At 66.5% G+C, this 26621-nt stretch carries 25 protein-coding genes; 6 read left to right on the top strand and 19 right to left on the bottom strand.

All coding sequences use genetic code 11. The features are described from left to right. Nucleotides 1-8: 8 nt before the first annotated feature. Genes IWX78_RS13605 through truB form a run of 4 tightly spaced genes read right to left on the bottom strand, consistent with a single transcriptional unit; the run spans nucleotide 9 to nucleotide 2753 of the window. Nucleotides 9-938, bottom strand: coding sequence for a bifunctional riboflavin kinase/FAD synthetase (locus IWX78_RS13605; protein WP_196834104.1), 930 nt, complete (start codon nucleotides 936-938; stop codon nucleotides 9-11). Next, entirely contained in the window at nucleotides 935-1387 is a 453-nt protein-coding gene (locus IWX78_RS13600; RefSeq protein ID WP_196834103.1) for a hypothetical protein, read from the bottom strand. Before IWX78_RS13600 ends, IWX78_RS13605 begins: the two co-directional genes overlap by 4 nt. Before the next feature lie 47 nt (nucleotides 1388-1434). Continuing rightward, a complete protein-coding gene (locus IWX78_RS13595) occupies nucleotides 1435-1803 on the bottom strand; it encodes a hypothetical protein (RefSeq protein ID WP_196834101.1) in 369 nt (122 codons plus the stop codon). Continuing rightward, nucleotides 1800-2753 (bottom strand): tRNA pseudouridine(55) synthase TruB, encoded by a 954-nt coding sequence (gene truB / locus IWX78_RS13590; RefSeq protein ID WP_196834099.1) that lies wholly within the window; start codon nucleotides 2751-2753, stop codon nucleotides 1800-1802. Before truB ends, IWX78_RS13595 begins: the two co-directional genes overlap by 4 nt. A 100-nt stretch (nucleotides 2754-2853) precedes the next feature. Here truB and IWX78_RS13585 point away from each other — a divergent pair, with 100 nt between their 5' ends. Continuing rightward, complete coding sequence (locus IWX78_RS13585; protein ID WP_196834097.1) at nucleotides 2854-3852, top strand: ketopantoate reductase family protein; 999 nt, start codon at nucleotides 2854-2856, stop codon at nucleotides 3850-3852. A 205-nt stretch (nucleotides 3853-4057) separates the two neighbouring features. On the opposite strand, the gene IWX78_RS13580 is transcribed toward IWX78_RS13585, so the two are convergent. Continuing rightward, entirely contained in the window at nucleotides 4058-4732 is a 675-nt protein-coding gene (locus IWX78_RS13580; RefSeq protein WP_196834096.1) for a uridine kinase, read from the bottom strand. Between the two features lie 60 nt (nucleotides 4733-4792). Between IWX78_RS13580 and IWX78_RS13575 the strand changes: the two genes are divergently transcribed. Then, nucleotides 4793-5668 carry an A/G-specific adenine glycosylase gene (locus tag IWX78_RS13575; protein ID WP_196834094.1) on the top strand — a complete coding sequence of 292 codons (876 nt, stop codon included), beginning with the start codon at nucleotides 4793-4795 and terminating at the stop codon, nucleotides 5666-5668. A gap of 31 nt (nucleotides 5669-5699) precedes the next feature. Here IWX78_RS13575 and rbfA read toward each other — a convergent pair whose 3' ends face one another. The 11 genes from rbfA to IWX78_RS13520 form a co-directional block, all read right to left on the bottom strand. After that, nucleotides 5700-6137, bottom strand: coding sequence for a 30S ribosome-binding factor RbfA (gene rbfA, locus IWX78_RS13570; RefSeq protein ID WP_196834093.1), 438 nt, complete (start codon nucleotides 6135-6137; stop codon nucleotides 5700-5702). A 108-nt stretch (nucleotides 6138-6245) separates the two neighbouring features. Continuing rightward, nucleotides 6246-9038, bottom strand: coding sequence for a translation initiation factor IF-2 (infB, locus tag IWX78_RS13565; protein ID WP_196834091.1), 2793 nt, complete (start codon nucleotides 9036-9038; stop codon nucleotides 6246-6248). Between the two features lie 83 nt (nucleotides 9039-9121). Continuing rightward, entirely contained in the window at nucleotides 9122-9382 is a 261-nt protein-coding gene (locus tag IWX78_RS13560; protein ID WP_196834089.1) for a YlxR family protein, read from the bottom strand. A 123-nt stretch (nucleotides 9383-9505) separates the two neighbouring features. Next, on the bottom strand, nucleotides 9506-10495 hold the full coding sequence (gene nusA, locus IWX78_RS13555; RefSeq protein WP_196834088.1) for a transcription termination factor NusA: 990 nt from the start codon (nucleotides 10493-10495) through the stop codon (nucleotides 9506-9508). 106 nt (nucleotides 10496-10601) lie between these two features. Continuing rightward, a complete protein-coding gene (locus tag IWX78_RS13550) occupies nucleotides 10602-12368 on the bottom strand; it encodes a proline--tRNA ligase (protein WP_196834086.1) in 1767 nt (588 codons plus the stop codon). A gap of 53 nt (nucleotides 12369-12421) precedes the next feature. Then, the gene (locus IWX78_RS13545; protein WP_196834085.1) at nucleotides 12422-13261 is read right to left on the bottom strand and encodes a hypothetical protein; all 840 of its coding nucleotides are present in this window, start codon (nucleotides 13259-13261) and stop codon (nucleotides 12422-12424) included. Further along, nucleotides 13251-14270: a vWA domain-containing protein gene (locus IWX78_RS13540; RefSeq protein ID WP_196834084.1), complete on the bottom strand. Its 1020-nt coding sequence runs from the start codon at nucleotides 14268-14270 to the stop codon at nucleotides 13251-13253. Before IWX78_RS13540 ends, IWX78_RS13545 begins: the two co-directional genes overlap by 11 nt. Next, on the bottom strand, nucleotides 14267-15262 hold the full coding sequence (locus IWX78_RS13535) for a VWA domain-containing protein (protein ID WP_196834083.1): 996 nt from the start codon (nucleotides 15260-15262) through the stop codon (nucleotides 14267-14269). The genes IWX78_RS13540 and IWX78_RS13535 overlap by 4 nt, the downstream gene beginning before the upstream one ends. Next, nucleotides 15253-15726 (bottom strand): hypothetical protein, encoded by a 474-nt coding sequence (locus IWX78_RS13530; RefSeq protein ID WP_196834082.1) that lies wholly within the window; start codon nucleotides 15724-15726, stop codon nucleotides 15253-15255. The genes IWX78_RS13535 and IWX78_RS13530 overlap by 10 nt, the downstream gene beginning before the upstream one ends. Then, nucleotides 15713-16609 carry a DUF58 domain-containing protein gene (locus IWX78_RS13525; RefSeq protein WP_196834081.1) on the bottom strand — a complete coding sequence of 299 codons (897 nt, stop codon included), beginning with the start codon at nucleotides 16607-16609 and terminating at the stop codon, nucleotides 15713-15715. The genes IWX78_RS13530 and IWX78_RS13525 overlap by 14 nt, the downstream gene beginning before the upstream one ends. Before the next feature lie 9 nt (nucleotides 16610-16618). Then, on the bottom strand, nucleotides 16619-17623 hold the full coding sequence (locus tag IWX78_RS13520) for an AAA family ATPase (protein ID WP_196834295.1): 1005 nt from the start codon (nucleotides 17621-17623) through the stop codon (nucleotides 16619-16621). Nucleotides 17624-17821: 198 nt separating this feature from the next. Here IWX78_RS13520 and IWX78_RS13515 point away from each other — a divergent pair, with 198 nt between their 5' ends. Both IWX78_RS13515 and IWX78_RS13510 read left to right on the top strand, forming a co-directional pair. After that, nucleotides 17822-18949, top strand: a complete 1128-nt coding sequence (locus tag IWX78_RS13515) for a hypothetical protein (RefSeq protein ID WP_196834080.1) — start codon at nucleotides 17822-17824, stop codon at nucleotides 18947-18949. 300 nt (nucleotides 18950-19249) lie between these two features. Further along, complete coding sequence (locus tag IWX78_RS13510; RefSeq protein WP_196834079.1) at nucleotides 19250-20050, top strand: MBL fold metallo-hydrolase; 801 nt, start codon at nucleotides 19250-19252, stop codon at nucleotides 20048-20050. A 42-nt stretch (nucleotides 20051-20092) separates the two neighbouring features. Here IWX78_RS13510 and IWX78_RS13505 read toward each other — a convergent pair whose 3' ends face one another. From IWX78_RS13505 to IWX78_RS13495, 3 genes are read right to left on the bottom strand one after another with little or no spacing between them, the layout of a single operon-like run. Then, a complete protein-coding gene (locus tag IWX78_RS13505; RefSeq protein WP_196834078.1) occupies nucleotides 20093-23839 on the bottom strand; it encodes an SCO7613 C-terminal domain-containing membrane protein in 3747 nt (1248 codons plus the stop codon). Beyond that, nucleotides 23836-24084, bottom strand: a complete 249-nt coding sequence (locus IWX78_RS13500) for a helix-turn-helix domain-containing protein (protein ID WP_196834077.1) — start codon at nucleotides 24082-24084, stop codon at nucleotides 23836-23838. The genes IWX78_RS13505 and IWX78_RS13500 overlap by 4 nt, the downstream gene beginning before the upstream one ends. Next, on the bottom strand, nucleotides 24084-24560 hold the full coding sequence (locus IWX78_RS13495) for a DUF2975 domain-containing protein (protein ID WP_196834076.1): 477 nt from the start codon (nucleotides 24558-24560) through the stop codon (nucleotides 24084-24086). Before IWX78_RS13495 ends, IWX78_RS13500 begins: the two co-directional genes overlap by 1 nt. Nucleotides 24561-24699: 139 nt before the next feature. Here IWX78_RS13495 and IWX78_RS13490 point away from each other — a divergent pair, with 139 nt between their 5' ends. Both IWX78_RS13490 and IWX78_RS13485 read left to right on the top strand, forming a co-directional pair. After that, a complete protein-coding gene (locus IWX78_RS13490) occupies nucleotides 24700-25287 on the top strand; it encodes a helix-turn-helix domain-containing protein (RefSeq protein WP_196834075.1) in 588 nt (195 codons plus the stop codon). A 13-nt stretch (nucleotides 25288-25300) separates the two neighbouring features. Then, nucleotides 25301-26620, top strand: coding sequence for an MFS transporter (locus IWX78_RS13485; protein ID WP_196834074.1), 1320 nt, complete (start codon nucleotides 25301-25303; stop codon nucleotides 26618-26620). Nucleotide 26621 lies beyond the last annotated feature (1 nt).

Here is a 26621-nt window from a genome sequence, read left to right as displayed (position 1 = left end):
GTCGGCCGTCAGGACAGGATCTGGCGGACCCGTTCCACGTCGTCGCCCATCTGGACGATGAGCGGCTCGATGCCGGTGAACGCCACCATTCCCCGGATGCGATCCACGAACTGGACCTCGACGACCTGGTCGTAAAGGTCGATCTCCCGGTCGAGCACGTAGGCCTCCACCTGTTTCTGTGCGACCCCGTCGAAGGTGGGGTTGTTGCCGACCGAGATCGCCGCGGGGTACCGCGCGTGGCCGACCTTGAGCCAGCCCGCGTACACACCATCTGCCGGGATGAGCCCGTCGGATTCGGGTGACAGGTTGGCGGTCGGGTAGCCGAGCTCCCGCCCGCGCTTCGCTCCGTGCACCACCATGCCCCGCACGGCGGGTGAGTGGCCGAGCAGCACGGCCGCGTCCGCAACTCGGCCCTCGGCGAGCAGCTCACGGATCCAGGTCGACGACACCCTCCGACCGTCCCTGGGCGAGACGTCTCCGACGATCTCCACGGTGAATCCGTACCGGCGGCCGAGCTCGGCCAGCAGGGCGACATCCCCGGCTCCTCGGTGCCCGAATCGGAAGTCGCTGCCGACCAAAACGAGCCGTGCGTGCAGCGCGTCGACGAGGATGGTGGTGACGAAATCTTCGGGGCTCTGCAGCGAGAGATCGCGGTCGAACGCCAGGATCAGGGCGGCGTCGACGCCGGTGCCTGCGAGCAGGTCGAGCTTCTGCTCAGGACCGACCAGGGTCGGCGGGCACTTCTCCGGCGCGAGGAGAGCGAGCGGATGCCGGTCGAAGGTCACGACGACGGAACCCAGGTCCTGCTCCCCCGCTGCTTCGCGAAGCCGGGTGATCACGGCACGGTGTCCGGCGTGGACACCGTCGAACTTGCCGATCGTCACCGCGGACGGGCCGAAGCCTGCGGGAACGTCGGCGGGGCTCGAGAAGGTGATCATGCAGCGGCACCCGTCGGCGGTCGGTGCCGAGCGAGCCACCACAGGCCGAGGATCGGGAGGACGAGCGGGATGAACAGGTATCCGCGGCCGAAGTACGACCAGACGGTGTCATGCGGGAACAGTTCGGGGTCGAGGATGCTGAGCAGTCCGACCACGAGCACCCCCACCATCTCGAACCCGATGGTGATCCAGGCGACCCGGTACCAGCCAGACCCGCTGCGCACGAGGGCGACCGTTGCGACCGCATACACGACGGCGGCGAGGGCAGACAGCGAATAGGCGACAGGGGCCTCGTCGAACCGTCCGACGATCTGCACGAACGACCGTCCGGTGGCGGCGAGGGCAAGGATGCCGTACACGACGACGAGGAGTCGTCCGATGCCTGAAATCCGAGTACCGGACGCCGGGGCCGGTGCGGTGGAATCGGTTGTCGCGGGGAGTTTCGTCATGACCTGTCCAGTGTATTCGCGATTCCGCCGGGGTCGGATCTGCGTCGTCACAGAACCGGCGTCATCCAGATCTGCTGCATCCGGTAGACCATCACGGCGATGGCAAGCGCGGCGGTACCGAGGATGACGGTACTCCACCTGCTGCGGTCGACGAGCGCCCAGAAGCCTGCAGCGATCGGAAGGATCACGGCGGAGATCAGGTACGTGTAGAACTCGAGCATGTTGCCGACCGGCTCGTTTCCGAACGCAGGCGCGGCGATCGCGACGACGAGCTGCACGAGAAGCAGCAGCTCGACGAGCGCGAGCGCCCCCAGGCTGAGGTCACTGGGTTTGCGACCGAGAAAGCCGAGCACCAGGCAGAGCAGCCCGGCGATCACGGCGACGGCGACCTGCGCGTTCGTGAACCACTCGATCATTCGGCGGCCGCTTCCGTCGATGTGTTCTGCTCCGGTTCATCCGGCGGGAAGTTGACGGCACTCTTGGCGACCCCGTCTGTGACCCGCACCAGTCCGACCAGGCGGCGAGCAGGGTCGACGGCGGCGTAGAGTCCGTCGTCACCCGGCTCGGGGATGGTACCCAGGCCGGTCGCGTCGATCCGCTTGCCGTGGCCGAGGTCTGTGGCCGCCTGTTCGGTGAGCGTGAGCGTCGGAAAAAGAACGGATGCAGCGTCGGCCGGGCCGATCAGGCTGGCGGCGACGTCCAGATTCTCCAGCGCAGGGGCATCCGCGACAGTGAACGGGCCGATCCGCGTGCGGCGGAGAGCTGTCAGGTGACCGCCGACACCCAGAGAGGCTCCGAGGTCGCGGGCGAGAGCGCGGATGTAGGTCCCTGAGGTGCACTCGACCCTCACGTCGAGGTCGAGGAAGCCTCCGACCTCTCGTCTGGCGAGGAGCTCGAAGGTGGAGATCGTGACGGGGCGCGGCTTGAGAACCACGTCCTCCCCCGCACGCACGAGCGCGTACGCCCGCTTGCCGTCGACTTTGATGGCGCTGACGCTCGACGGCACCTGGCTGATCGCGCCCGTGAGCGCTTGAATGCCGCTGGCGATCGAGCCGTCGTCGACGGCAGCCACCGTGTCTGGATCGGCGGTGACGACCGGGTCGCCTTCCGCATCATCCGTCGACGTGGTCTGACCGAGCCTGATGGTGGCGACGTACTCCTTATCCTGCCCGACGAGGAAGGTCAGGAGCCGGGTGGACGAGTTGACGCCGAGAATGAGGAGCCCGGTGGCCATCGGGTCGAGCGTGCCGGCGTGGCCGACCCGGCGGGTTCCGGCGAGACGACGGGTGCGAGCGACGACGTCGTGGCTGGTGATTCCCTGGGGTTTGTCCACGAGCAGGATTCCGGAACTCACTGCACTCCTCATAGCTGGCGACGACGGCCTGGCGGCGACAGACCATCTTCCCACAGTGGACCGGCGCGCGGATCGGTGCGCACGGCGCCGGGCGGGATCGTAGGCTGGCCGAATGCGAATCGCCGTGATCGGAGCCGGGGCACTCGGCTGTACCTTCGCCGCCCTGCTCGACCGCGCAGGGCACGACGTGCGTCTCATCGCGCGCGGGGCCCAGTTCGACGCCGTCCGCGCCTCCGGTTTGCGCCTCTCCGGCGGCTTCGGCGACTGGCACACCGCCCGCCTGGTGGCCGTGCCCCGGCTCGACGAGCCCGTCGATCTGGCGCTTCTGTGCGTCAAGGCGCAGGATGCCGCGAGGGCGCTGGCCGAGCACGGCGCGACTCTCGACGGTGCGCCTCTCCTTGTCGTGCAGAACGGGCTGGACGGCGTCTCGACCGCGGCGGCAGCGGTTCCCGGTTCGTCGTGTGTTGGTGCCCTGTCCATCATCGCTGCCTCCTACCTCGAACCGGGCTCCGTGACTGTCACGACTCCGGCGACAACGTACATCGGGCGGGGAACCGGGCACCCGGATGCCGACGTGGCACGGCTCGAACGCGAGCTCGGCGAGGCGCTGAGGCTCGTCGCGATCAGAAACTTCGTCGGCGCGCAGTGGACGAAGCTCATCGTCAACCAGATCAATGCCCTGCCGGCCATCACCGGGCTGAGTGCCCAGGCTGTCATCGGCGATCGGCGGTTGCGCCTCGTGATGACCCGGAGCATGCGCGAGGCGGTGCGCACCGGCGTGGCCGGCGGCATCCGGTTCGGGGCGTTGCAGGGGCTCGGCGACCGGCGTTTGCGGCTCTTCGCCCGGCTGCCGCTCGTGGTCGGCCAGCTGCTGCCGCTGTTGTTCGCCGCGCGGATGGGCGCTGTTCCCAACCCCGGGTCGACGCTCCAGTCGCTCAAGCGCGGCCAGCGCACGGAAATCGACCATCTCAACGGTGCCGTTGTGCGTGAGGCGCGGCTCGCCGGGCAACGTGTTCCGGTCAATGAGGTGCTGACGGCCCTCGTGCACGAGGTCGAGGCGAGCGGGCGGTTTCTGACGCCGGCCGAGGTGCTGGCGCGTCTGCCCCGGTGAGTTCGCACGATTTCCCGGCCTGCGGCATCCTGACCCGCCCACACTCAGGATCTGCCTCCAAATTCAGGAACGTCCTCCAAATTCAGGAGAAACTCGCGACACGCCGGAGCGAGAGCGCTCCCATACGGCGTGTCGAGGCAGATCTCCTGAATTTGCAGTTCGGCCAGGGCCCAGGCACGTCGTCGCACCACCAGAACGGATGCCGTCAGCAGCTGTCGAGGAACAACCGGGTCGGGTGCGCCTCATCCGCATTGTCGATCGCGACCGACGCCCGGCTTCGTGGTCCAGCGTCTGCCGTGTACAGCGCCTGCCCACCGATATAGCGGGCATTGGACGCGGCATCCGGCCTCGGATCGACGTTGATCGCCACCTGCAGACGGCGGTACGCCTCCGCGACCGGCACGTCGAGCCAGATCGAGTAGTGCCAGAGTCCGCGGAGTTCCGGACGGTGGAGGAACACACCATCGACGATAAGGATGGCGTCTTTCGGCCCGGTGACCCAGCGCATCTCTTCGCCGACATTCCGTTCCTCGTCGAAGCCGACGAGCTGGAACCCGGTGCTCCCGGCCATCCGGAACGGTTCGATGAGGACCCGCCTCAGCAGGGAGTAGTCGAACGAATCCTGATAGTACCCTTCGGCTGAGTCCCGCCCACGGGCATACCGATCCTCGCGCGGCCGGTGGAAGTCGTCGATCGACGCCCGGAACACCACCCGGTCGTCTTCGCGGAATACCTCGGCGAGATCGTCGGCGAAGTCCACCGTCCCTGATCCGCTTCTGCCGTCGACCGCAACGATCACGCGCCCGACCCGGTAGTTGTGGGTGATCTCGGCGCGCAGTTCGCGCAGCAATTCGACCCGCGGCGTGGTGACAAGTCTCATGATCCGAGCCTACTCCGGGGTGCTCAGCGGACGGAGGTGAAGCAGCATACGCTTGAGGGGATGAACACCCCGCCAGAGGTCGCCCGCCGCATCATCGACTGGTTCGCCGAGAGCGGTCGTGACCTGCCGTGGCGCCATCCGGGGTTTCCCGCCTGGGGCACCCTCGTTTCGGAGTTCATGCTGCAGCAGACGCCGGTCGCCCGCGTCATCCCCCGGCTGGCTGACTGGCTCGAACGTTGGCCGACGCCGGCAGACCTTGCCGCCGTTCCACCCGGAGAGGCGGTGCGAGCCTGGGCGAACCTCGGCTACCCGCGCCGCGCTCTGTGGCTGCACCGCGCGGCCGTCGAGATCACCGAACGGCACGGCGGCGTCGTGCCGCAGAACATCGACGACCTCCTCTCCCTCACCGGTGTCGGCGATTACACCGCACGAGCCGTCGCCGTGTTCGCATACGGCCACCGGCATCCGGTCGTCGACACCAACACGAGGCGCGTCCTCGCTCGCGCAATCGCCGGGGACGGGGAGCCGGGCCCTCCCGCGGCGAAGCGGGACCTGGCCGCTCTCGAATATCTTCTCCCCGCCGACCTCGACGAGGCCCACGCCTTCAATGCCGGGATCATGGAACTCGGGGCAATCGTCTGCACGGCACGCGCCCCGCGGTGCGACGCCTGCCCGATTGCGGATGCCTGCGCCTGGCGCCTCGCCGGCTACCCGGCGTACGAGGGCAAGCGCAAGGCCGTGCAGAAGAAGTACGAAGGAAGCGACAGGCACGTCCGCGGGCTGATCATGGCCGAACTCCGCGCGGCGCACGTGCCGGTGACCGCGCCGGAGATCGAGTCGCTGTGGACGGATGCCGCGCAGCGAGAACGCGCGCTGGCCGGTCTGATCTCCGACGGCCTCGCCGTGAAACAGGAACAGGGCTACGTGCTGCCCTGAGGCGGCGCGCAGCCCTGTCGGCCTGGCTGGTCTAGTCGTCGTCCGCGATCACGCGCGGCTTGACGTACGGGTCCTCGTCGCCGGCGTACGTCGCCGTCGACTTGAGAGCCTCGATGCTCGAGTCACGCTCACGTGCCTGGGCGAGCAGCTCGTCCAGGTGCTTGGCATTCTCGGGCAGCGCATCGTGGATGAACTCGAGGCTCGGGGTCAGCCGCGCCGTGATGTTCTTGCCCACTTCGCTGCGGAACATGCCCTTGGCTGCTTCGAGGGCAGCGGCCGAATCGGCGCGTTCCTCATCAGAGCCGTACACGGTGTAGAAGACGCTGGCGTGCTGGAGGTCGCCCGTGACCCGGACGTCCGTGATGGTGACGAAACCGAGCCGGGGGTCACGCATTCCACGCTCGATGCGCTTCGCGATGATCTCCTGGATGCGGTCCGCCAGTTTACGTGCTCGTGGGTTCTCGCCCATGATTCTCTCCTTCAGCCTGTGAGCCCAGTGCTACCGGCGGCGACAGCCTCCCCACCTGGCCGAACCGCGAGGTCCGACGGGCGAGGAGGCTGCGCTGCCGACGACGACTTAGACGCGCGGCTTCTCTTTCATCTCAGTGGTTTCGATCTCGTCACCGATCTGGATGTCGTTGAACTTGCCGAGGCCGATACCGGCTTCGAAGTCCGTACGAACCTCGGTGACGTCATCCTTGAAACGACGCAGCGACTCGATGGCCAGGTTGTCGCCGACCACGACACCGTCGCGGATGACGCGGGCACGAGCGTTGCGAGTGATCGTTCCTGTGCGCACGATGACACCGGCGATGTTGCCGAACTTCGAGGAACGGAACACCTCGCGGATCTCGGCGACACCGGACTGGACTTCTTCGTACTCGGGCTTGAGCATGCCGGTGAGGCTTGCTTCCACATCGTCGATGGCGTTGTAGATGACCGAGTAGAACCGGATGTCCACGCCTTCGCGCGCTGCACGTTCCCGAGCCTTCGGGTCCGGGCGCACGTTGAAGCCGATGATGATCGCGTTGTCGATGGTCGCCAGGTTGACGTCCGACTCGGTGACAGCGCCGACTCCGCGGTGGATGATCCGCAGCTGAACCGAATCGTCGACCTCGATCTTGAGCAGCGACTCCTCGAGTGCCTCGACGGCACCGGAGACGTCACCCTTGATGATGAGGTTGAGCGATTCGACCTTGCCCTCTTCGAGTGCACGGGTGAAGTCTTCAAGGCTGATGCGCTTGCGGGACTTGGCCAGCTGGGCGTTGCGCTCCGCTGCTTCACGCTTCTCAGCGATCTGACGGGCGGTGCGGTCATCGTCGGTGACGAGGAAGGTGTCACCGGCGCGAGGCACCGAAGACAGACCCTGAACCTGCACCGGACGCGACGGCGTGGCGAACTCGACGGGATCGCCGTTCTCGTCAGCCATGGCACGCACGCGGCCGTAGGCGGTTCCGGCGACGATGGGGTCTCCGACCTTCAGCGTTCCCGACTGGATGAGCACGGTGGCAACTGCACCGCGGCCCTTGTCGAGCTTCGCTTCGATGGCGACACCACGTGCGTCCTTGTTCGGGTTCGCACGCATGTCGAGCGCGGCATCCGCCGTGAGCAGCACAGCGTCGACGAGCTTCTCGATGCCGATGTTGTTGCGTGCAGACACGTCGACGAACATGACGTCTCCGCCGTACTCTTCAGCAACCAGTCCGTATTCGGTGAGCTGCTGGCGCACCTTCTGCGGGTTGGCGTCGTCCTTGTCGATCTTGTTCACTGCGACCACGATCGGCACGTTGGCGGCCTGGGCGTGGTTGAGCGCCTCAATCGTCTGCGGCATGATGCCGTCATCGGCGGCGACCACGAGGATCGCGATGTCGGTGACCTGCGCACCACGGGCACGCATGGCGGTGAATGCCTCGTGACCGGGGGTGTCGATGAAGGTGACGGCGCGGTCGATGCCCTCGTGCTCGGCGTGAACCTGGTATGCACCGATGTGCTGGGTGATGCCACCGGCTTCGCCTGCGACGACATTCGCGTTACGAATCGCGTCGAGGAGTCGGGTCTTACCGTGGTCGACGTGACCCATGACCGTGACGACGGGCGGACGCGCTTCGAGCTCGTCGTCGGTTTCGTCTTCGAGCTCCTGGTCGAGGTCGATCGCGAAGCCTTCGAGAAGCTCGCGGTCTTCTTCTTCAGGCGAGACGATGAGAATCCGGTAACCGAGTTCTTCACCGAGGATGCCGAAGGTCGCCTCGTCGAGCGACTCCGTCGCCGTCGCCATCTCACCGAGGTGGAACAGAACGGTGACGAGGTTGCCGGGGCTGGCGTCGATCTTGTCGGCGAAGTCCGAGATGGATGCTCCGCGACGGAGACGGACGATGGTCGTGCCGTCACCGCGGGGAACACTCACGCCGCCGAGCGACGGAGCTTCCCTGAGCTCGAATTCCTGCCTCTTGGCCCGCTTCGACTTGCGGGACTTGCTCTTGCCGCCACCGCGACCGAATGCACCAGCGGTTCCACCGCCGGGCCCACGGCCACGACCGCCGCCACCTGCGGGGCGGTTCGGGCCGAAGTTCGATCCGGGTGCACCGGCAGGTGCGCCACCGGGGCGGAAGCCGCCGCCTGCGCCTGCAGGGCGCTGGAAGCCACCACCGGCCGGACGACCGGCGCCGCCTGGACGCTGGAAGCCACCGGGGCGCTGACCCTGGCCCGGACCGCCGGGGCGAGGAGCTCCCGGACGGGGAGCGCCTGGACGCGGTGCCTGCGGGCGCGGGATGTTGCTCGGGGTGGGTGATGCGGGCCTCTGGCCCATACCCTGCGCGCTGGCGAACGGGTTGTTCCCGGGGCGAGGCGTGCCTGTCGGTCGCTGGCCCATGCCCTGGGTGCTGGCGAAGGGGTTGTTGCCCGGGCGCGCGCCTGGACGGGGGCCACCGGGTGAGGCAGCTTTGGCAGCCGGGGCCGCGTCAGACTCAGGGGCTGCTGCCGGGGCGTCGCTCGGGGCCGGAGCCGCTGCAGGCGCTTCAGCGGCAGGTGCTGCAGGCGCTTCGGCAGCAGGTGCTGCCGGCGTTCTGGGAGCAGGTGCGGCCGGAGCCGGTGCTTCTGCAGCCGGTTCGGGTGCTGCCGGAGCGGCAGGTGCCGGGGTCGGGCGTGAGCCCGGCTTGGCGGCAGCCTTCTTCGCCGGTGCAGTTGCACCGTCGGCAGCAGGCTTGGCGCCGTCGGCCTCGAGGGCAGCACGAAGCTTCCGTGCCACCGGGGGTTCAATGGTTGATGAGGGCGACTTGACGAACTCGCCCAGTTCCTTCAGCTTCGCAAGGGCTACCTTGCTGTCGACACCGAGTTCAGATGCGATCTCGTGTACGCGTGGTTTTCCAGCCACAATTCTCCTGTCTGGGTCCACCCAGACAGGGCAGACCGTTAGTTACGGACGGGTCTCATTTCGAGCCGCTCATTAGTTGTCCATTAGCCGTTCAGCCTGTTCTCTCGTACTGAATTTTCTAGTGCTGCCGTGTCAAGGTTCCCGCTGTGTCGCAGGGCACGCCCGAAGGCCCGCCGCTTCACTGCGAGTTGGTAACACTGGATTTGCGGATGCAGCCACGCCCCTCGACCGGGCAACGTCGCGGTGGGGTCCACCACGAGTTCCGAATCCGAGGCGACGACCCTCAGCAGGGAGGATCTGTCGGCGCGCGTGCGGCATCCGACGCACGTTCTAACAGGTTCCATCCTAGCACCCCGTCTATTCGGTCCGCCGTGAGCTCGCGTGAGTGGATGGCTACGCGAAGCGTGACGGTGTCGAGATTGCCTGATTTGAGGGCTGCCGCCCTGTCGCGGAACTCCGCTCGGCGCTTAGTTGTCTTCCAGGATCGAATCCGGCTGGATGTCGATCTTCGCACCGGTGAGCTTGGCGGCGAGACGGGCGTTCTGCCCTTCCTTGCCGATCGCCAGCGACAGCTGATAGTCGGGAACGAGCGCACGGACGGCCTTGGTCGCTTCATCGAGGATGAACGAGCTCGTCACCTTGGCAGGCGACAGCGCGTTGGCGACGAACGTGGCGAGGTTCGGCGAGTAGTCGACGATGTCGATCTTTTCCTCACCCAGCTCTTCGGTGACGGCGCGCACGCGGCGTCCGAGCTCACCGATGCAGGCGCCCTTGGCGTTGACGCTCGGATCGTTGGCACGCACGGCGATCTTGGTGCGGTGACCGGCCTCACGTGCGAGCGAGACGATTTCGACGACTCCCGAAGCGATCTCGGGCACCTCGAGTGCGAACAGCTTGCGGACGAGCGACGGGTGTGTGCGCGACAGCGTGATCTGCGGACCCTTCATGCCCTTGGAAACGCTCGTGACGTACACGCGGATGCGCGCCCCGTGGCGGTACTCCTCCCCAGGAACCTGCTCCTCGGGGGGCATGATGCCTTCGATGGTGCCCAGGTCGATGTGGATCATGCGGGGGTTGGGACCCTGCTGCACGACACCTGCGACGATGTCGCCTTCCCTGCCTTTGAACTCGCCGAGGATGGCGTCATCCGCGAGGTCGCGGAGTCGCTGGTTGATGACCTGCTTGGCGGCGAAAGCAGCAATGCGGCCGAAGTCGTCAGGGGTGGACTCGGCTTCGCCGATCACCACACCCTCATCGTCGAGTTCGGGCACGAGAACGGCGACGTGGCCGGTCTTGCGGTTGAGTTCGACCCGGACCTCGGGCTCAGCTTCGCCCGGTTCGGCCTGGCTCTTCACGTATGCGGTGCGAATAGCCTGTTCGATGATCTCGACGAGCTCATCGAATGGGATCTCTTTCTCCCGCTCCATCATCTTCAGTACGTTGAGATCGATGTCCACCGGGGTACTCCTCTATTCAGCTGCCACCGCCACTTCTGCACTGGCGGATCGATCTTCTAACTTACCCGACCTGACGGGCATCCGTCACCACCGGGCTTCGCCCCGGTCAGGCGCGCAGGGCAGCTGCAGCCTCAGCGATCGGCACCGGGGTGCGCTCACCCGTCCGGCGATCCCACAGTTCCACGTTGCCGTCGACGACCCCGCGACCGGCGATGACAATCTTCGGGATGCCGATCAGCTCAGCGTCGCCGAACTTCACTCCTGGCGACACTTTCGGCCGGTCGTCGTAGAGCACATCGAGGCCGGAAGCTTCGAGTTGCGCCGCGACGGTCTCTGCGGCCTCGAAGACCGCCGCATCTCGCCCGGTGGCGACGACATAGACGTCGAACGGTGCGACCGACTCGGGCCAGATCAGGCCGTTGTCGTCGTTGTTCAGTTCGGCGATGATCGCAAGGATGCGGGTGACACCGATGCCGTACGACCCCATGGTCACTGTGACAAGCTTGCCGTTCTCGTCGAGGACCTTGAGCCCGAGCGCCTCAGCGTACTTGCGGCCGAGCTGGAAGACATGCCCGATCTCCATGCCACGGGCGAGTTCGACGGGACCGGAACCGTCGGGTGCCGGATCTCCTGCGCGCACGTTTGCGGCCTCGACCCAGCCGTCGCCGACGAAGTCCCGACCGGCGACGAGTCCGAAGACATGCCTGCCGTCTGCGTTGGCGCCGGTGATCCAGCTGGTCCCGTCGACGATACGAGGGTCGAGGAGGTAACGGATGCCTGTCGTCGACGTCTCGCCGAGAACAGCGCCGTCGGCACTCCACGGACCGATGTAGCCCTTGACGAGTCCAGGGTTCTTGGCGAAGTCCGCCTCTGTGGCGGCTTCGACCTCTGCAGGAGCGAACGCGACCTCGACCCGCTTGAGGTCGACGTCACGGTCACCCGGCAGACCGACGACGACGAGCTCGCGGGAACCATCGATCTGGGTCAGAGCGAGCACGACGTTCTTCAGGGTGTCTGCTGCGGTCCACTGCGCGCCATCCTCCCGCGGGTGCTCGGCGTTGGCGAGGTCGACGAGCGTCTGGATCGTCGGGGTGTTCGGGGTGACGTGCACGACCGCGTCCGGCTGACCCTCGAGAGCGAGGGCAGCGGGAACCTCGGTCACCCAGGCTTCGACGTTGGCGGCGTATCCGCCTGCTGACCGGACGAACGTGTCTTCGCCGACCGCGGTGGGGTGAAGGAACTCTTCACTCTTCGACCCGCCCATCGCGCCGGCGTCGGCGTTGACGATCACGTACTCAAGGCCGAGCCTCGTGAAGATGCGCTCATACGCGTCACGCTGGGACTGGTAGCTCGCGTCGAGTCCGGCATCCGTGTAGTCGAACGAGTAGGCGTCCTTCATCGTGAATTCGCGGCCACGCAGGAGGCCGGCACGCGGCCGGGCCTCGTCACGGTACTTGTCCTGGATCTGGAAGATCGAGAGGGGCAGGTCCTTATATGACGAATACAGGTCTTTGACCAGAAGGGTGAAGACCTCTTCGTGGGTCGGTGCGAGGAGCAGGTCACTGCCCTTGCGGTCCTGCAGCCGGAAGAGTCCGTCTCCGTATTCTTCCCACCGGCCGGTGACCTCGTAGGGTTCGCGCGGAAGCAGCGCAGGGAAGTGCACTTCGTGAGCGCCGGCGTTCGTCATCTCCTCGCGGATGATGCGTTCGATCTTCCCCTTGACCCGGAGCCCGAGCGGCAGCCAGGCGAAGATACCGGGGGCCTGCCGCCGAATATATCCGGCCCGCACGAGCAGCCGGTGGCTGATCACCTCGGCGTCTGAGGGGTCTTCACGGAGAGTCTTGAGAAAGAAGTTGGTGAGGCGCGTAACCATTCGTCCATGCTATCGCCGTGGCCGGGTGTGCCGTGCGGGCTGGGATGGATGCATCACCACGGTTTCTCGACGTAGTCCCGATTGTTTTCCTGACCGCGCTTGGTCGAGTCCTGGTTCTGCTTCTCTTCCTCGGCCTGGTCGCCCTTGTTCCCGAGCTCGTCGACCTTGCTGCCTGCCTCGGGCTCGTCGTCGCCCGGCGCGGTTTCCTCCGTGCCCTCCCGCTCCTGCTGCTGTTCCCCCTGCTCCAGTGACTGGTCGAGCTTCTCCCTGATCCGCTCATCGGCCTGTTCGAGCTTTTCTTCGGCACTGTCGCCAGCGCCCTTGTCCTGCTGGTCGGGCGGCGGAGTGTCGCCCTGCTCGTCCTGCTCGTCTGGCGGCGGAGTGTCGCCCTCTTCTTCCTGCTGCGATTCCTCCGGCGGTGGTGGCGGCTCGAAGCAGCCCTCCGCAGCTCCGGCCTCGAGCACCGCCCGCGCGGTCTCGTAGAGCTTCGCCGCCCCGACGAAGTAACCGGCGGAGAAATAGGAGTCACCCTGCAACTCCCAGGCCAGCGCGAGGTTGACGGTGACGTCGCACCGGCGGTCTTCCGGCGCCCGCTCGAGCGCCTTTGCGAGGTCGTCGGTTGCCTGCGAGTACGCCTCCCCCGCGGCGTACGCGGTGCCGCGGTTGAAATAGGGGATCCAGTCTTCGGCGACGTTGAGAAACATCAGGGCGTCTGAGGTTTCTGCGCTCCGCTCGAACTGTTCCCGGTCGTATGCGTCGATCGCGCGCTCGGCGAGGATCGGCATGCTCAGAAGCTTCCATGCGACGAAGAGCCCGAGCAACACGACGGGGAGTGAGTAGAGGATCATCCGTCGCCTGGATCGTCGGCGTGCCGCCTTCACGTCAAGCAGCATGCTGACCTCCCTCGAGCCGGCGCAGATCGCGCAGGGCGACTGCGAGCCAGGCGACCTCGGTGAGCGCCAGCATCCCGAAGCCGATCGCGAAGATCCAGTAGAACTCCGGGGTGTCGACCACGGGCGAATCGTCTGCTGTGATGTTGCCGACCGTGATTCCGGCAACCGCCTCGTCGACCGGTTCACCGGCATCCCGGTGGATGTAATCGACGCCGAGCTGCCCGGCGATGCCGTCGAGCGCCCTCTCGTCGATGCGCGAGACCGCCTCCTGCTCACCCGAGTCGCTGAACCAGGTGATGTATGGCATGTCGCTGTCTGGATCGGTGTAACCGCTGAACTGCCTCATCCGTCCACCGTCTGCGGTCCCGTAGCCGAGAACGGCGCCCCCGTCGACCACGGAGCCGATGGCCTCGAACGATGCGGGTTCCTCGGCCACCGTCTGTTCACCGTCGCCGAGGTAGAAGACGATCCGCGTGCGCTCCGGATAGGTTTCGGCGTCACGGGCGAGCCGGTCTTCGAGGAAAGCGACCGGTTCGGAGATGCTGCTGCCGCCGGAGTAGACGGTCACTTCCTGGTTCAGCGCTTTCGCTCCCGACACCACGGCCGAGGTGTCTGTGGTGAGCGGGAGCCGCTGAACCGTTTCGGCGTCGAAGGTGATGAGCGAGAACCGGGAGCCGGCGAGTTCGGTGGCGATCGCGGCGAGATCCGCGCGCACACCGACCAGCCGGGGATCCCCTGCCGGGCCGAAGTCCTCGGCCGCCATGCTACTGGTCGTGTCGACCACGAAGTAGACGTCGACGTCTCCGGATGCCGTCGGAGGTCGCAGATTCGTCGGAAGACCCGGGCGGAGTGCGAGCCCGAACAGCAGCAGAACCATTCCGAGCCGGAGCAGCCAGTGCCAGGCTCCGGCGCGACGGGGAGCCCGCGCGAACTGCACGATCGCGAAGATCGCCATCGAACCGAGCACGACCACCAGAACACCGACCGGGAGCAGGGGTGAGAAGATCATCGCCTGAGCCTCCAGCCGAAGTACATGATGAATGCTGTCCCGACCAGTCCGACGAGGAACGGCCAGGTGGGCTGGTCGGTGCGCACGAGCATCGGCTCACCGGTGAGACGGGTGGTCTGTTGCTTCTCGATTCCGTCGACGATCGAGGGAATCGCCCCCGGATCGGCCAAGGCATAGTAGCCGCCGTCCGTTGCAAGGACGACGCTTTCCATCTCGTCGGCGAACTCGGCGATGTAGTCCTTGCTCGACACGTCGCCCGGGTTGATTCCGTAGACCCGCACGTCGCGTTCCTCCGCGAACGCGCCGGCTTCAGGGAGGGTCAGGATCGGGTCGCCTGCCACGTAATTGTCTGTTGCCAGGACGACGGACCGCGACCGTTCGTCTTCGATGTCGTCGAACCGCATCACGCAGGAACCGAGGCCGTCGCCGATCAGTGACGATCCGTCGCCGAGAAGGGTGCCGTTGATGAAGTCGTAATCGGAGAGCGGTGAGGAGAGGTCGTTCTCCAGGTACTCGAGCTGGTCGAGAACGAACGTGTAGTCGCTGGTCAACGGGAAGTAGGTCACCGCAGACGCGTTGAAGAGAACAAGGCCGATCCGCTCACCGTCGAACTCGGCGACCAGGTCGCGGAAGGTCCGGACGAGCGCCGCGTCGTAGTCGATCATCGAGCCGGAGACATCGAGGCACAGCACGATGTCTCGGTTGCGCATCTCGGGCTGGTAGCTGTTGATGCTGACGAGCCGTGAACTCATCACGACCGCGGCAACCAGCACGATGGCGAGCACTGTGATCGCGCTGTACAACGTCGCGCGGTAGCGACGCACGGCTGTCTGGTATGCGGGTAGAGCGGTGAGCCGGTCTGAGTGTGCCAGCGGCACGGCGTCCGCCGCCGATCGGGCGCGTCGCCGCGCCCTCATCCAGAGAGCGAGGCCGACGACGCCGACGAGAAGAAGGACCCAGACGAGCGGGAGCCACCAGTAGATCAGTTCCACGTGCCGACCACCTCCCTGGCGATGCCGGCCGACGAGGGCAGGTCACCCTGCTCGACGGCCGCGAACTCGGCCGGGTAATACTGTTCGACCGCGTCGGCCACCGAGTGGAGGTTGGCCTGGTTCAGGTCCTCGAGCGTCATGACCTGTGCTTTGCGCCCACTGGACTCGAAGACGAAGAAGCGCACGAGAGTACCGAGCTTCTGGTGGGCGGCGCGCGTGGACAGGTCACCCTGCCGCCAGGATTGTTCGACCTCGTCGATGAGGTCGTAGTACTTGTTCTTGAGCAGGCCAGCCTCGAGCAGGACATTCTGTGTGGGCGTCGACGGAGGCATCCGGTGTTTCCGTCTCGACCACCACCAGATGAACAGGTACCAGGCTGCGATCAGCACCAGAATGCCGATGCCGAGAAATGTCCAGATCGGCGCGTACGACGCCGGAGGTGTGTAGCCGTCAATGCCGGGCATGGTTGTGCACCTCCAGCAGGCGGAACAGTCCGGGCACGACGTCGTCGTCTCCGGTGAGCCGGTGGCTCGAGATCCCGATTCGCTCGAGCAGGCCGGAGGATGCCGCGGTTCTGGTGGCGACGGATGCCGCGAAATCAGCGCGGAGGGCGCTGTCGCGTCGCAGGAACGCGGGCAGCTCCCGGCCGTCGGCGACGTCGAACATGTCGTGGTCGGCGAACTCGGCGAGTGTCGGGTCGGCGTCTCCGACGGTGATCCAGAGGATCTCGTGCTGGGCGTGCAGGCGGCGGAGCAATCGCAGTTCGTCGTCGTTATCGGGATCGATGGCGCCGTCGTCGGCGAAGACGACCAGGATCATCCGTCTCCGGAACGTGCGCCGGACGTAGTCCAGCTGGGTGGCCAGCCGGCTGGGGCCTGCGGTCAGCGAGGTGCGACGGTGGATGACACCGAGGATGCGCTCGAGGTGTGACTCGGTGCCGCGGAATGGGACATGCTCGGTTTCGTCTGCGTCACCGGCGACGAGTCCGACATGGTCGCCGTGTCGCACGGCGAGGTACCCCATCACCCCGGCAGCGAGCACAGCGACATCGCGTTTCGGACCGCCGCTGGCGGACAACGCGGCGAAGTCCCTCCCGGTGTCGACGACCAGCATCACCGCATGCTTGCGTGCGGCGATGTAGCGTTTCGTCAGCGGCGCCCCCACGCGGGCAGTGGCTTTCCAGTCGATGTCCTTGACGTCGTCTCCCGGCGTGTATGCGCGAAGGTCGTCGAAATCGAGACTTTTGCCATGGAAGAGCGAGACGTATTCGCCGTCGAGCAGACCCCGCACTTTGCGGTGTGCCCGAATGGCGAGTTTGGTCTTGACCCGGTGAAGCAGCTGGTCCACGACGAGGTCCTAGGGAACAGAGATCGCCGCGAAGATCGCGTCGATGATGCTGTCGGGGTCGATGTTGTCTGCCGCTGCTTCGAACCCGAGGATGAGGCGGTGCCTGAGCACCTGGTGCCTGAAGAACTTCACGTCTTCGGGGATGACGTGGTCACGGCCGTTGAGCAGCGCGAGTGCGCGCGCAACGCCGCTGAAGGCGATCGACGCACGGGGGCTCGCACCGTACTGGATGTACGAGGCGAGCTCAGGAGGAAGGTACTGGTCGGCGTTCCGTGAGACGAAGACCGCCTGGACGATGTAATTGAGGATCGAAGGATCGAGGTAGACCCGCCTGACGAGGCCCTGGAGGAACAGCACGTCGTCGATCGACGCGTGCGGCAGGTCGGACTCGTGCGAGTCGTACACCCCGGCGTTGACCCGTCGGACGATCTCGGCCTCATCGGCGAGGCTCGGGTAGGCGAGGATCTCCTTGATCAGGAACCGGTCGAGCTGCGCTTCGGGCAGGTGGTACGTGCCCTCCTGCTCGATCGGGTTCTGCGTGGCGAGCACCAGGAAAGGATTCGGCAGCGGGTAGTTCACGCCACCGATCGAGGTCTGGCGTTCCTGCATGGCCTCGAGCATGGCCGACTGGGTCTTCGCGCTCGAACGGTTGATCTCGTCGAGGAGCACGAAGTTCGCGTGGACTGGCCCGAGCTGGGTGTCGAACCGGCCGGTGCCCGGGTCGTAGATCTGCGTCCCGATGATGTCGGACGGGAGCAGGTCGGGCGTGCACTGGATCCGCTTGAACCGGGCCTGGACGGATTCTGCGATCGCTTCGGCCGCCGTCGTCTTGGCCAGCCCCGGCACACTTTCGAGCAACACGTGCCCACCGGTCATCAGGGCGACAAGCAGGCTCGTGCGCAGACTGGTCTGCCCGACCACCCGGGTGCCGTACGCACGCACGATGGTGGTGAGGATGTCGTGGGCTCGCGACAGCTCCGTCGGCTGGACGGGCGTGTTCGGTTCGGCAGTCAGGGTCACAGCAGGCTTCTCCCCAGAAGTCGAGTGGCGATCGGGCCTCCGTGCCCGCCCACGATCCGGTCAGTCTATGCGACCGAATCCCGGGCTGGGCTGGGAATCAGCGAGGGATGTCCTGCATGCGCGGGCGCCGATCGCGTAGCCTCGATCTGGCGCCGGGGGTCGGTCGTCAGAGTATTGCGGAGGAGTCGCCAGGTGCCGACGATCGAGGGGCTCAGCACGGGCCTGCACACGGATGCGCTGACTGATCGGGTGAAGCGCCGCGAAGTCCGTGATTTCTTTCGTTCCTTCGCCAGGCAGCATCCTTCGGTCAGAAGTCTCTGGTCACCCGCACGACGGGTCACCTGGGCAGTCGGAGGCGTCGCCGTGGCGATCGGGCTGCTCGCGATGGCGGTCGGAATCAGCGAGGAGATCGACGAGCAGGCCGATGACATGGCCGGAGAACTCGTCGGGATGTCCGTGATGGCCGCACTCATGCTGTTCGGCGGGGTCGTCATGGTCTGGTACTTCTTTCGTACGCGAGCGCGACGCAGCACCCGGAAACGCCAGTACCGTCTGGCACGGTTCGCTGCCCAAAACGGGATGACCTATCAGCCGGGGCCCGTTCGAGGAACGCATCTCACACCGTGGGCTGACCGTGGTGTGCTGGTGCTGTCGACGATCTTCCGCAGTCGATCATCGCGATTCGTCGAGATCGCAAACTTCGAGCTGATTTCGGGCACCGCCAGTAACCGCAACACCCAGGTGGGTGGGTACTGTGCCGTGAAACTGTCGGCAGCACTCCCCCACATCCTGGTGCAGGCCAGGGACGGCCGTCCTGATGTCGTCGCGCAAGCGATTCCGGCCCGGGCTCAAGCGTTGTCGCTCGAGGGAGACTTCGACGACCACTTCACGCTGTACTGTCCCGATGGCTATGAGCGTGACGCGCTGTACCTCTTCACCCCAGACGTCATGGCGCGGCTCATCGACCGGGTCCACGGCTTCGATGTGGAGATCGTCGACGACTGGCTCTTTCTGGTGAGTTCGCGTGATGTCGTCACTCTCGACCCGGATGCCTGGCGCGGGCTCTTCGATGCGGCATCCGCTCTGATGCATTCCGTCTCCCGATGGGAACGCTGGCGTGACGACCGTCTCGAGTCCGCGCCGGGCGACGGGGCCGGCGTGAGCGTCGCCCCGCCGACCGCCCCTGCCCCTGCCCCTGCCGTCGGCGTCGCGAAGCAGGGTCAGCGCCTCCGCACCACGATCGGCCCGGCTGCGCTGATCGGCATCCTGGTCGCCGGTGGTTTTCTGGCGGCGGTCGTCGTCGCCAACCTTCTCCCCTGACACTGAGGCTGCGTCGCGCATGCGGCCCTTTGATCACGGCAACGACCCTGTGGGCCCGACCACCCGAGCTGACGCGCCACAAATCGTCGCTCGAACGCCCAGCGAGCGACGATTCGTGGCAACTCAATGCCCGCGAGGGCGCCGGCCCGCGGCGAGGTCTGCGCATCGCAGCACCGGGTAGGCGCATTCACAAGCCATCGTCGCCCTCTCGGGCGAGCGTCTAGGGGTGCTTGTGGCCCGCCGCCGCCGCGTAATACCGTCTCAGCAGAGGGTTTGCGGTCCACAAGCGGGAGGCATTTCATGCTGAAGCGCGTCGCTGAGGGTGTTCTCGTTTCCGAGAGCGAGTTCCTCCAGAGCAACACTGTCGTCGTTCAGGGGAGAGATGGCGTGTTGCTCATCGACCCGGGCATCACGGCCGGCGAATTGGCGACCCTCGCAGACGATCTTCAGCGGTTGGGCCAACGCGTCGTGGCGGGGTTCTCCACCCATCCCGATTGGGACCACGTGCTCTGGCACGCGAGCTTCGGCGCCTCGCCCCGCTACGGAACGGCCCGCTGTGCTGCGTCCCTTCAGGATCTGTTGTCGCACGAGGACTGGAAGGAGCGCGTGGCCGAGGCGCTCCCGCCGGAGCACGCCGACGAGATTCCGATGGAACTGCTCGGTCTCGTCACCGGGCTGCCCGGCGGAGCGACGCGGATCCCATGGGAGGGACCCACCGTGCGCATTCTCGAGCATCAGGCCCACGCGCCCGGTCATGCGGCGCTGCTGCTCGAGAAGGAGCGCGTTCTCGTCGCCGGTGACATGCTCTCCGACATCCTGATGCCGTTCCTCGACCTGGAGGCGGAGCATCCGATCGAGGATTACCTCGCGGCGCTGAATCTGTTCGAGAGTGTGACCGACGACGTCGACGCCGTCATCCCCGGGCATGGTTCGGTTGGTGGAGCCGACTCGCTGCGGCCGCGGATCGCGCAGGATCGCGCGTACGTCCTGGATTTGCGAGACGGTGGCGATTTCGACGACCCGCGGGTTGGCCCGGCGGCCCCGCTCGAGTGGCTCCCCGAGGTGCATCGCTGGCAGGTGCAGCGGATCTCCGAGGCGTGACCGTCGTGCCTGGGGTGGTTTCAGCCGACACCAGACTCTCACTCAGCGCAGATCCCGCAGCCGATCGGTGATGCTGTTCTCTTCGCCTGCCCGGCGCTCATAGGTGACGGCGATGATGAGCAGTACGGCGCCGACGACGGCCAGGGTGATCCACCAGGGCATCGACTCGATCCCCCGGCCGATCTGCACCAGGAAGACGAGCACGTTCTCGATGGGAAGCACGACGATGCCGATCAGGAAAGGGGCCGCGAGTTTGAGGCTCGAGCCGACGAGGATGGCGACGAGCGCAATCACGATGACGAGGATGGCCCGCCAGGTCTGAGGGTCGGTGAAGGTCGCGGTGACGGATGCCGACAGCAACGTCACGATGCCGGGGGCGAGCAGGGACCACGAGCCGTTCCAAGCGGCCGGCCAGCTGTCGACGGTGCCGCCACGCTCGCGGTTCTCGTTCGGATGCCGGCGCGCAGCGTGCAGGACGACGGCGCCTGCAGCGAGCAGGAAGAGACCGAGCGGCAGCGAGAACCACTCGACTCGGAGATCCCGCGGACTCCACGCGACGATCGCGGTGACGAACGCGATCGCGAAGATGAACCACACCGGCGGCAGACTGGTCAGCCGGGTGCGCAGCCGCCAGGCGATGACGACCACGGTCACCAGATAGGCGAGCATCAGCGACCACATCGCCCAGATCGTGAACCAGTCGCGCTCGATCGCCGTCCAGGTGGCGACCGCGACGTACAGCGCGGCGGGCGCCAACAACCATCGGGAGCGAGCCAGGGCCGAGGTGTCCGGGGCGTTAGAACGGATGGCACGCGCGGCAGCGGCAGCAGGCAGAGCCCCAGCGAGCCCGATGCCCAGGCACAACAGAATGAGAGGCACGCCTCCGGTCACGATGCGGTCGGAGCCGAGACCGAACCTCACACCCTGGATCGCACCGGCCGCCCCCGCAACGATCGCGACTGCCAGGGTCGGCACCCGCAAACCCCTTAGCGATTCAGCGCGTGCGGGCGATCCCCGGCCGAGCATCAGGCCGAGGCCGAGCAGGAGCCAGGATGCGGCGACGAGGCCGTACCCGCGCCACGGAGCGAGCGCGGTCGACCCGGTGCCGAACACCGCCAGAACGACGAGGATCGGTGCGACGGCGACGATCAGGCCAGTCGCGTAAAGAGGCACGACGTGGGACCCCCGCGCGGTGAGGATCAGGCCGATCGTCGCGGCGACGAGGCTCGGCGGGAGCAGGTACGGTTCGAGCACGTCGATCCCTGCGAGTGCCCACAGGCACCAGAGTGCACCGGTGAACGAGGCGGCTGCGACCCACCAGCCGTACCGACGATTCGCCCAGACGGATGTCGCTGCGGCGCCGAGTCCGACGATGACCAGGACGATGAACGTGGTCGGCAGCCCGGCGGCGACGCGCACGAGCGCAAGCACGACCGCGATCGCGCCGGTGAGCAAAGTGGACGCTTCGACCGCGATGCGGGCGGCCGTCGCATCCCGGGCTCCGATGCCCCTGCGGACCAGAAGCGAACCGATGAGGCCGGTGCCGGGCAGCACGAGAGCAACGATCGCGGCGATCACCGGGAGCGTCATCGGAGATGCGCTGCCGAGGAGCACCTGCGCACCGAGGCAGACCACGACAACAGCGAGTGACGGCACGAGGAGACCGGCGGCGATCGCGCGCAGCACGATTCCGAGGCCGGGACGCCGGGTGACGAGGAGGGCGAGTGCGAGCAAAAAAATGAGGGATGTCGAGAGCGCTGTCCATCCGCTGCGTTCGAACACGACCTGCACCACTCCGATCAGGAACGGCACCGACGTCACGACCAGGATCGCGTACCAGGCGGGAGGCGCGACCCAGCGGGAGAAAGTCGCACCGATCGCACCGATCGAGGCGAGCGACGTCGTGAGACACAGAAGCGCGAGAGTGCCGACGCCGAGCTGGTCGAGAGCCGTGGCGAAGACGAACAGAGCGAATGCATACCCGACGCCGACGTGTAGGAACCGCACCGGGCTCGGCACCGTGCGCGCGAGAACGGCGATGGCTGCGACGATCGCGATGCCAGCGCCGACGGTCACGGTCTCGTCGGCCTGGGAGGAAACGACGGCCAGCAGCACCGCGAAGTGGCTGCCGAGCACAAGCGGCAACCGCATGGTCAGGGAGGAACGCCGAACTCGCGGAAGAGCGACGAGCGTCACGCTCACCACCACTGCCAGACCCAGGGCGATCGCGATGCGAGACCACACGGGAAACGCGGGCAGGCAGGCGAAGGCCAGCCCCGCGAGGGCGGCGAGCCAGATCGCGATCGAGCCGGTCGCTGCACCCAGCTTCGGAGTAGCGGTTTCGGATGGTGTGGCATCCGTCTGGGTAGCGACAGCCCGCCTGACGAGCACGGAGAATGCTCCGAGTCCTGCAGACATTGCACCCAGACCGAGCACCACGGCGAGGATGCCTCCGGGAGGAAGCACCCCGCTCGCACCCTGGTCGGAGCCGCCGAGTGAGGTGAGAACCGTCACAGCCCCAATGAGTACGGCGAGGAGAACCGCCGGGAGCACGCTCGCGCCCGCAACGGCGAGCGCACCGCCCAGGGACGCGTGCCGCCCGAGAGCGCGAACCCGTGGAACAAGCACCGTCAGAGCGAGGAGCGCTGCTGCTCCCGCCGTGGGGGTCACGGCCAGATACCAGACGGCCGCGTCGTGCGTGCCGAGATCCGCAGCGAACGGAAGGCTGACGGCTGCTGCAGCCGCGGTTGCACCGGCCAGGGCACTCCAGAACGTCCGGGCGAGTTGTCGTGCGGTGAGAGCGGCGAGCACGGCCAGGCCCGTGAGCACCGCCGTGATCGTCAGCCAGTACTCGGGCGTCGTGCGGGTTTCGATGGACCACATCTGGGCGAGCACCAGAACCGTCGCGGAGATCTGGAGCGTCACAAGCGTGGTGCGCTCAGCGTCAATTCGCCCGTCGAATCTCGAGGCAATAACGGGGGTCGCCCCGAGCAAGGCGAGTGCGACGAACGCCGCGCCCAGATGCCCGAGGGTCGCCGACAGTGTGCTTTCGCCGGCGTATCCCAGCATCGCGGGAACGACGGTGAGCCCGGTGAGTGAGATCCAGAGCCAGCTGCGGATGCGGGCACGCGTCGACACGACGGCCATCACGGCACCGCTGAGAAGCGTTCCGATGGCGGCGAGCAGCCAGGGGCTCACGCCGATCGGCGCGAGTTCGGAGAACGCCACGACGTCGAGGGCAACGAACACCATGCCGAGTCCACCGACGGCTTCAGCCGAAAACTGCAGCTTGCGGCGAGCAAGCAGCCAGGCGCCGCCGAGGAAGAGGATCGTGATCAGCCCGACGATTACGCTTCGCATGGCGCGGTCAGTGAGGTCGGGGTTGAAGAAGGTGAACACGATCGCCGAGACCGCGAACAGGCCGGCACCAGCGACGGCCAGCACCGACTGCACCGTCGCGCTCGACCGAGGTGCAGCGGCGACCGGGCCGGGGTTCACACCGGGACTTGCAGGCATCCGCTGGGGAATCGGCGGCAGGGCGGCCGCGACGGGCGCTGGGGCAGGACGGTACACACGCTCGAGTACGTCCTGCCGCGTGATGAGCGCCTCGGCGGCAACTTTCGATGCGTTCCAGAGTTCGACCGCCAGGTCGTCGGTGATCTCCACACCGCAATTGCGGCAGTGGCGATCGACCAGCGCGTCGACCTCGCAGACGGGGCACGACGTGGTGTCGAGAAGGTGGGAGATCGCGACCGTGCTCCAGGGCCGTAGAACGCGCAAAGTGGTCATGGCTCCGTCACCGTTTCTGCAGCATCCGCGCCGCCGCCATCATCTGGCACCCACATGAAGATGTCGCCTGGCTGGCAGTCGAGCACGCGACAGATCGCGTCGAGGGTCGAGAATCGCACAGCCTTTGCCCGCCCGTTCTTGAGGACGGAGACGTTGGCCGGGGTGATGTCGATTGCGGCAGCGAAGTCGGCGACCGACATCTTCTTCTTCGCGAGTTCGACGTCGAGGTTGATGACGATGGGCATCAGACCACTTCCGCAAGGTCTTGTTCGAGCTGGGATGCTTTGCGCAGAAGCCCGCGCATCACGACGATCAGCAAGGCGAATCCTGAGCCCAGAACGATCCCGAGCGCGCACAGGATGGTGACCGACGGTGAGGCGACACCGGCAACAGCGAGGGTGATGAATGATCCGGCGATGAGGAGAGTCGCAACGGCGACCGCGCCGAGGATGATGTCGACCCAGGTGAACGCGTCAACGCTGAAGATGCTGGATGCCCGCACGAGCGACAGCAGTCGCCATACGCAGACGAGTGCGACCTGCACGCACAGCAGGAACCCCACGGTGATGATGATCCCCGGCGTCTCGAGGTAACCCACCTCAGGAGATCTCTGGACCATCTGTGACGCGAGTCCGGGGACCACGAAGAGCTGGCACACCAGAAGCAGTGCGATTAGGACGACGATGAGCGCCTTCAGGGCAACGATCGCGGTGCGGTCCATGCGAATCCTATCGATTATCGGTGTCAATCTATCGATAAACAATATACACATGATCGCGACGGTCGGCGCACGGGGCGCGGTCCCAACAGAAACACAAGAACCCTTGCGCAATAGTTCTTGTGCTTCTATTGTGGGAACCATGACTCCCGTCGACCCCTCGCGCACCACACTTTCATCAGCAACGTCGATGCGAGTGCTCGCGCATCCGACGCGCCTTCGCCTCCTCGGGCTGTTGCGCGAGCGGGGACCACAGACCGCTGCGCAGCTGGGTGACGTCGTCGACGAGGCTCCGGGAACGGTGAGCTATCACCTCGCGAAGCTGGCGTCGATCGATCTGATCGAACCGGCAGATGTCGCGAGTACCGACCGCCGTGAGCGGTGGTGGCGGGCCACAACGGCCCTGACGAGTTGGGAGCCAGCCGAACTGCTCGATGACCCTGACACGCTCATGGCGTCGTCGGGTCTGCAAAAGTCGATCGCGCAAGCGTATGCCGCGCGGTTCACGGAGTACATCGATGCGACACCCACGCTCCCACGCGAGTGGGTGGCCGCCGGGGCGAGCAGCGACCGATCGTTGCGCCTCACTGTCGATGAGCTCACCGCCATGCGGGCCGAACTGGAGGCGCTGACCGAACGGTGGCTGCAGGCGAGCGCCACTCACGATCCTGCGACCAGCGACGGGGCTGAACCCGTCGTGCTCGTCTATCAGGCCTACCGCCGCCCGTAACCGACGAATCGCCATGACCGAATCAGCCGAAACCCGGCCACCGCGCAGCCGCCGGGCGGTGGGTTCGCTCACCGCCTTGCTTGCCGCTCACGCTATCTCGCAGACGGGCAACGTCGTGACGGCGTTTGCCATCCCGTTCTACGTGCTCGCGATCGGTGGATCCGGCGTCGAAGTGGGTGTTGCCGCCTTCTTCGCGATCGCCCCGGTGGTGATCGGCGGACCCTTTGGCGGAGTCGTCGTAGACCGGATCGGCTACCGGCGCGCTGCGATCATCGCTGACCTCGTCAGCGGAGTCGCTGTTCTGGCGATACCTACGCTTGCGCTGACCGTCGGACTCCCGTTCTGGGCACTGCTGGCGCTGGTGTTCACAGCAGGGCTGCTTGACACCCCCGGTCAGACGGCGCGGCGGGTGATGCTCCCCGAGTTGACGACCCGGGCGGGGATACGGATCGAGCGGAGCGTCGGACTACTCGACGGCTCAGAACGGTTCGCCAGACTCATTGGAGCGTCGATCGCCGGGCTGCTGGTCGCTCTCATCGGACCGATGGCATCCCTCTTCGTCAACGCTGCGACCTTTGCGGTCTCGGCGCTCCTGACCTGGCTGCTCGTGCCGGTCGCACAGAGTGCGCGGTCAGCCGGGATGTTGCCAGACGGGGTCAACGGCAGCCGCGCCCGCGCGTCGTATTGGGCCGATCTGGCCGAAGGCTTTCGCTGGGTTCGTCGCGACCCGTTGATGAAGCTGATCGTCGGCCTCGTGCTCATCACGAACCTGTTCGACGCCGCACGTGGCTCTGCACTGATGCCTTTGTACGCGCACGAGCGGCTCGGAGGAGCCGCCGCGCTTGGCCTGCTCGTCGCCGTCATGGGCGGGTGCGCACTGGTCGGCAACGTGGTGTTCGGTTTCGTCGCGCATCGCGTTCCCCGCCGGGTGACATTCGCCCTGTGCTTCGCGCTGGCCGGTGGGCCCTCGAGTGCCGCCTTCGCAGTCGGTGCACCCCTGCCCGTGCTCGTCGCCATGACCGCGCTTTCAGGCCTGGCGGCTGGAGCGATCAATCCCATTCTGGGCACCGTCGAGCTTGAACGTGTGCCCGAGCACATGCGGGGTCGAGTGTTCGGGTTGATCAATGCCGGAGCCTGGGCGGGCATGCCATTCGGGGCGCTGCTCGGTGGCATTGCCGCAGACACGATCGGTCTGGCATGGGCCTTCGGCATCATCGCCGTTCTCTACACGCTCGTCACGCTGAGCCCCCTGGCCGGGGGCGCCTGGCGACAGATGGAGCGGCGGCCGGAACCGGTCGCTGCGCCGCGAGCGGTAGCCCAGCTGAGAGAATGAA

This window comes from Mycetocola sp. CAN_C7, assembly GCF_015752285.1.
Taxonomy (GTDB): Bacteria; Actinomycetota; Actinomycetes; order Actinomycetales; family Microbacteriaceae; genus Mycetocola_A.
Note: the sequence above shows the minus strand (reverse complement) of the source record. Positions and strands in the feature narration are given on the sequence as shown.

Coding starts and splice junctions, on each gene's coding strand:
- IWX78_RS13605 (WP_196834104.1), bottom strand. CDS start 938: ATGATCACCTTCTCGAGCCCCGCCGACGTTCCCGCAGGCTTCGGCCCG.
- IWX78_RS13600 (WP_196834103.1), bottom strand. CDS start 1,387: ATGACGAAACTCCCCGCGACAACCGATTCCACCGCACCGGCCCCGGCG.
- IWX78_RS13595 (WP_196834101.1), bottom strand. CDS start 1,803: ATGATCGAGTGGTTCACGAACGCGCAGGTCGCCGTCGCCGTGATCGCC.
- truB (WP_196834099.1), bottom strand. CDS start 2,753: ATGAGGAGTGCAGTGAGTTCCGGAATCCTGCTCGTGGACAAACCCCAG.
- IWX78_RS13585 (WP_196834097.1), top strand. CDS start 2,854: ATGCGAATCGCCGTGATCGGAGCCGGGGCACTCGGCTGTACCTTCGCC.
- IWX78_RS13580 (WP_196834096.1), bottom strand. CDS start 4,732: ATGAGACTTGTCACCACGCCGCGGGTCGAATTGCTGCGCGAACTGCGC.
- IWX78_RS13575 (WP_196834094.1), top strand. CDS start 4,793: ATGAACACCCCGCCAGAGGTCGCCCGCCGCATCATCGACTGGTTCGCC.
- rbfA (WP_196834093.1), bottom strand. CDS start 6,137: ATGGGCGAGAACCCACGAGCACGTAAACTGGCGGACCGCATCCAGGAG.
- IWX78_RS13560 (WP_196834089.1), bottom strand. CDS start 9,382: ATGGAACCTGTTAGAACGTGCGTCGGATGCCGCACGCGCGCCGACAGA.
- IWX78_RS13550 (WP_196834086.1), bottom strand. CDS start 12,368: ATGGTTACGCGCCTCACCAACTTCTTTCTCAAGACTCTCCGTGAAGAC.
- IWX78_RS13545 (WP_196834085.1), bottom strand. CDS start 13,261: ATGCTGCTTGACGTGAAGGCGGCACGCCGACGATCCAGGCGACGGATG.
- IWX78_RS13540 (WP_196834084.1), bottom strand. CDS start 14,270: ATGATCTTCTCACCCCTGCTCCCGGTCGGTGTTCTGGTGGTCGTGCTC.
- IWX78_RS13530 (WP_196834082.1), bottom strand. CDS start 15,726: ATGCCCGGCATTGACGGCTACACACCTCCGGCGTCGTACGCGCCGATC.
- IWX78_RS13510 (WP_196834079.1), top strand. CDS start 19,250: ATGCTGAAGCGCGTCGCTGAGGGTGTTCTCGTTTCCGAGAGCGAGTTC.
- IWX78_RS13505 (WP_196834078.1), bottom strand. CDS start 23,839: ATGACCACTTTGCGCGTTCTACGGCCCTGGAGCACGGTCGCGATCTCC.
- IWX78_RS13500 (WP_196834077.1), bottom strand. CDS start 24,084: ATGCCCATCGTCATCAACCTCGACGTCGAACTCGCGAAGAAGAAGATG.
- IWX78_RS13495 (WP_196834076.1), bottom strand. CDS start 24,560: ATGGACCGCACCGCGATCGTTGCCCTGAAGGCGCTCATCGTCGTCCTA.
- IWX78_RS13490 (WP_196834075.1), top strand. CDS start 24,700: ATGACTCCCGTCGACCCCTCGCGCACCACACTTTCATCAGCAACGTCG.
- IWX78_RS13485 (WP_196834074.1), top strand. CDS start 25,301: ATGACCGAATCAGCCGAAACCCGGCCACCGCGCAGCCGCCGGGCGGTG.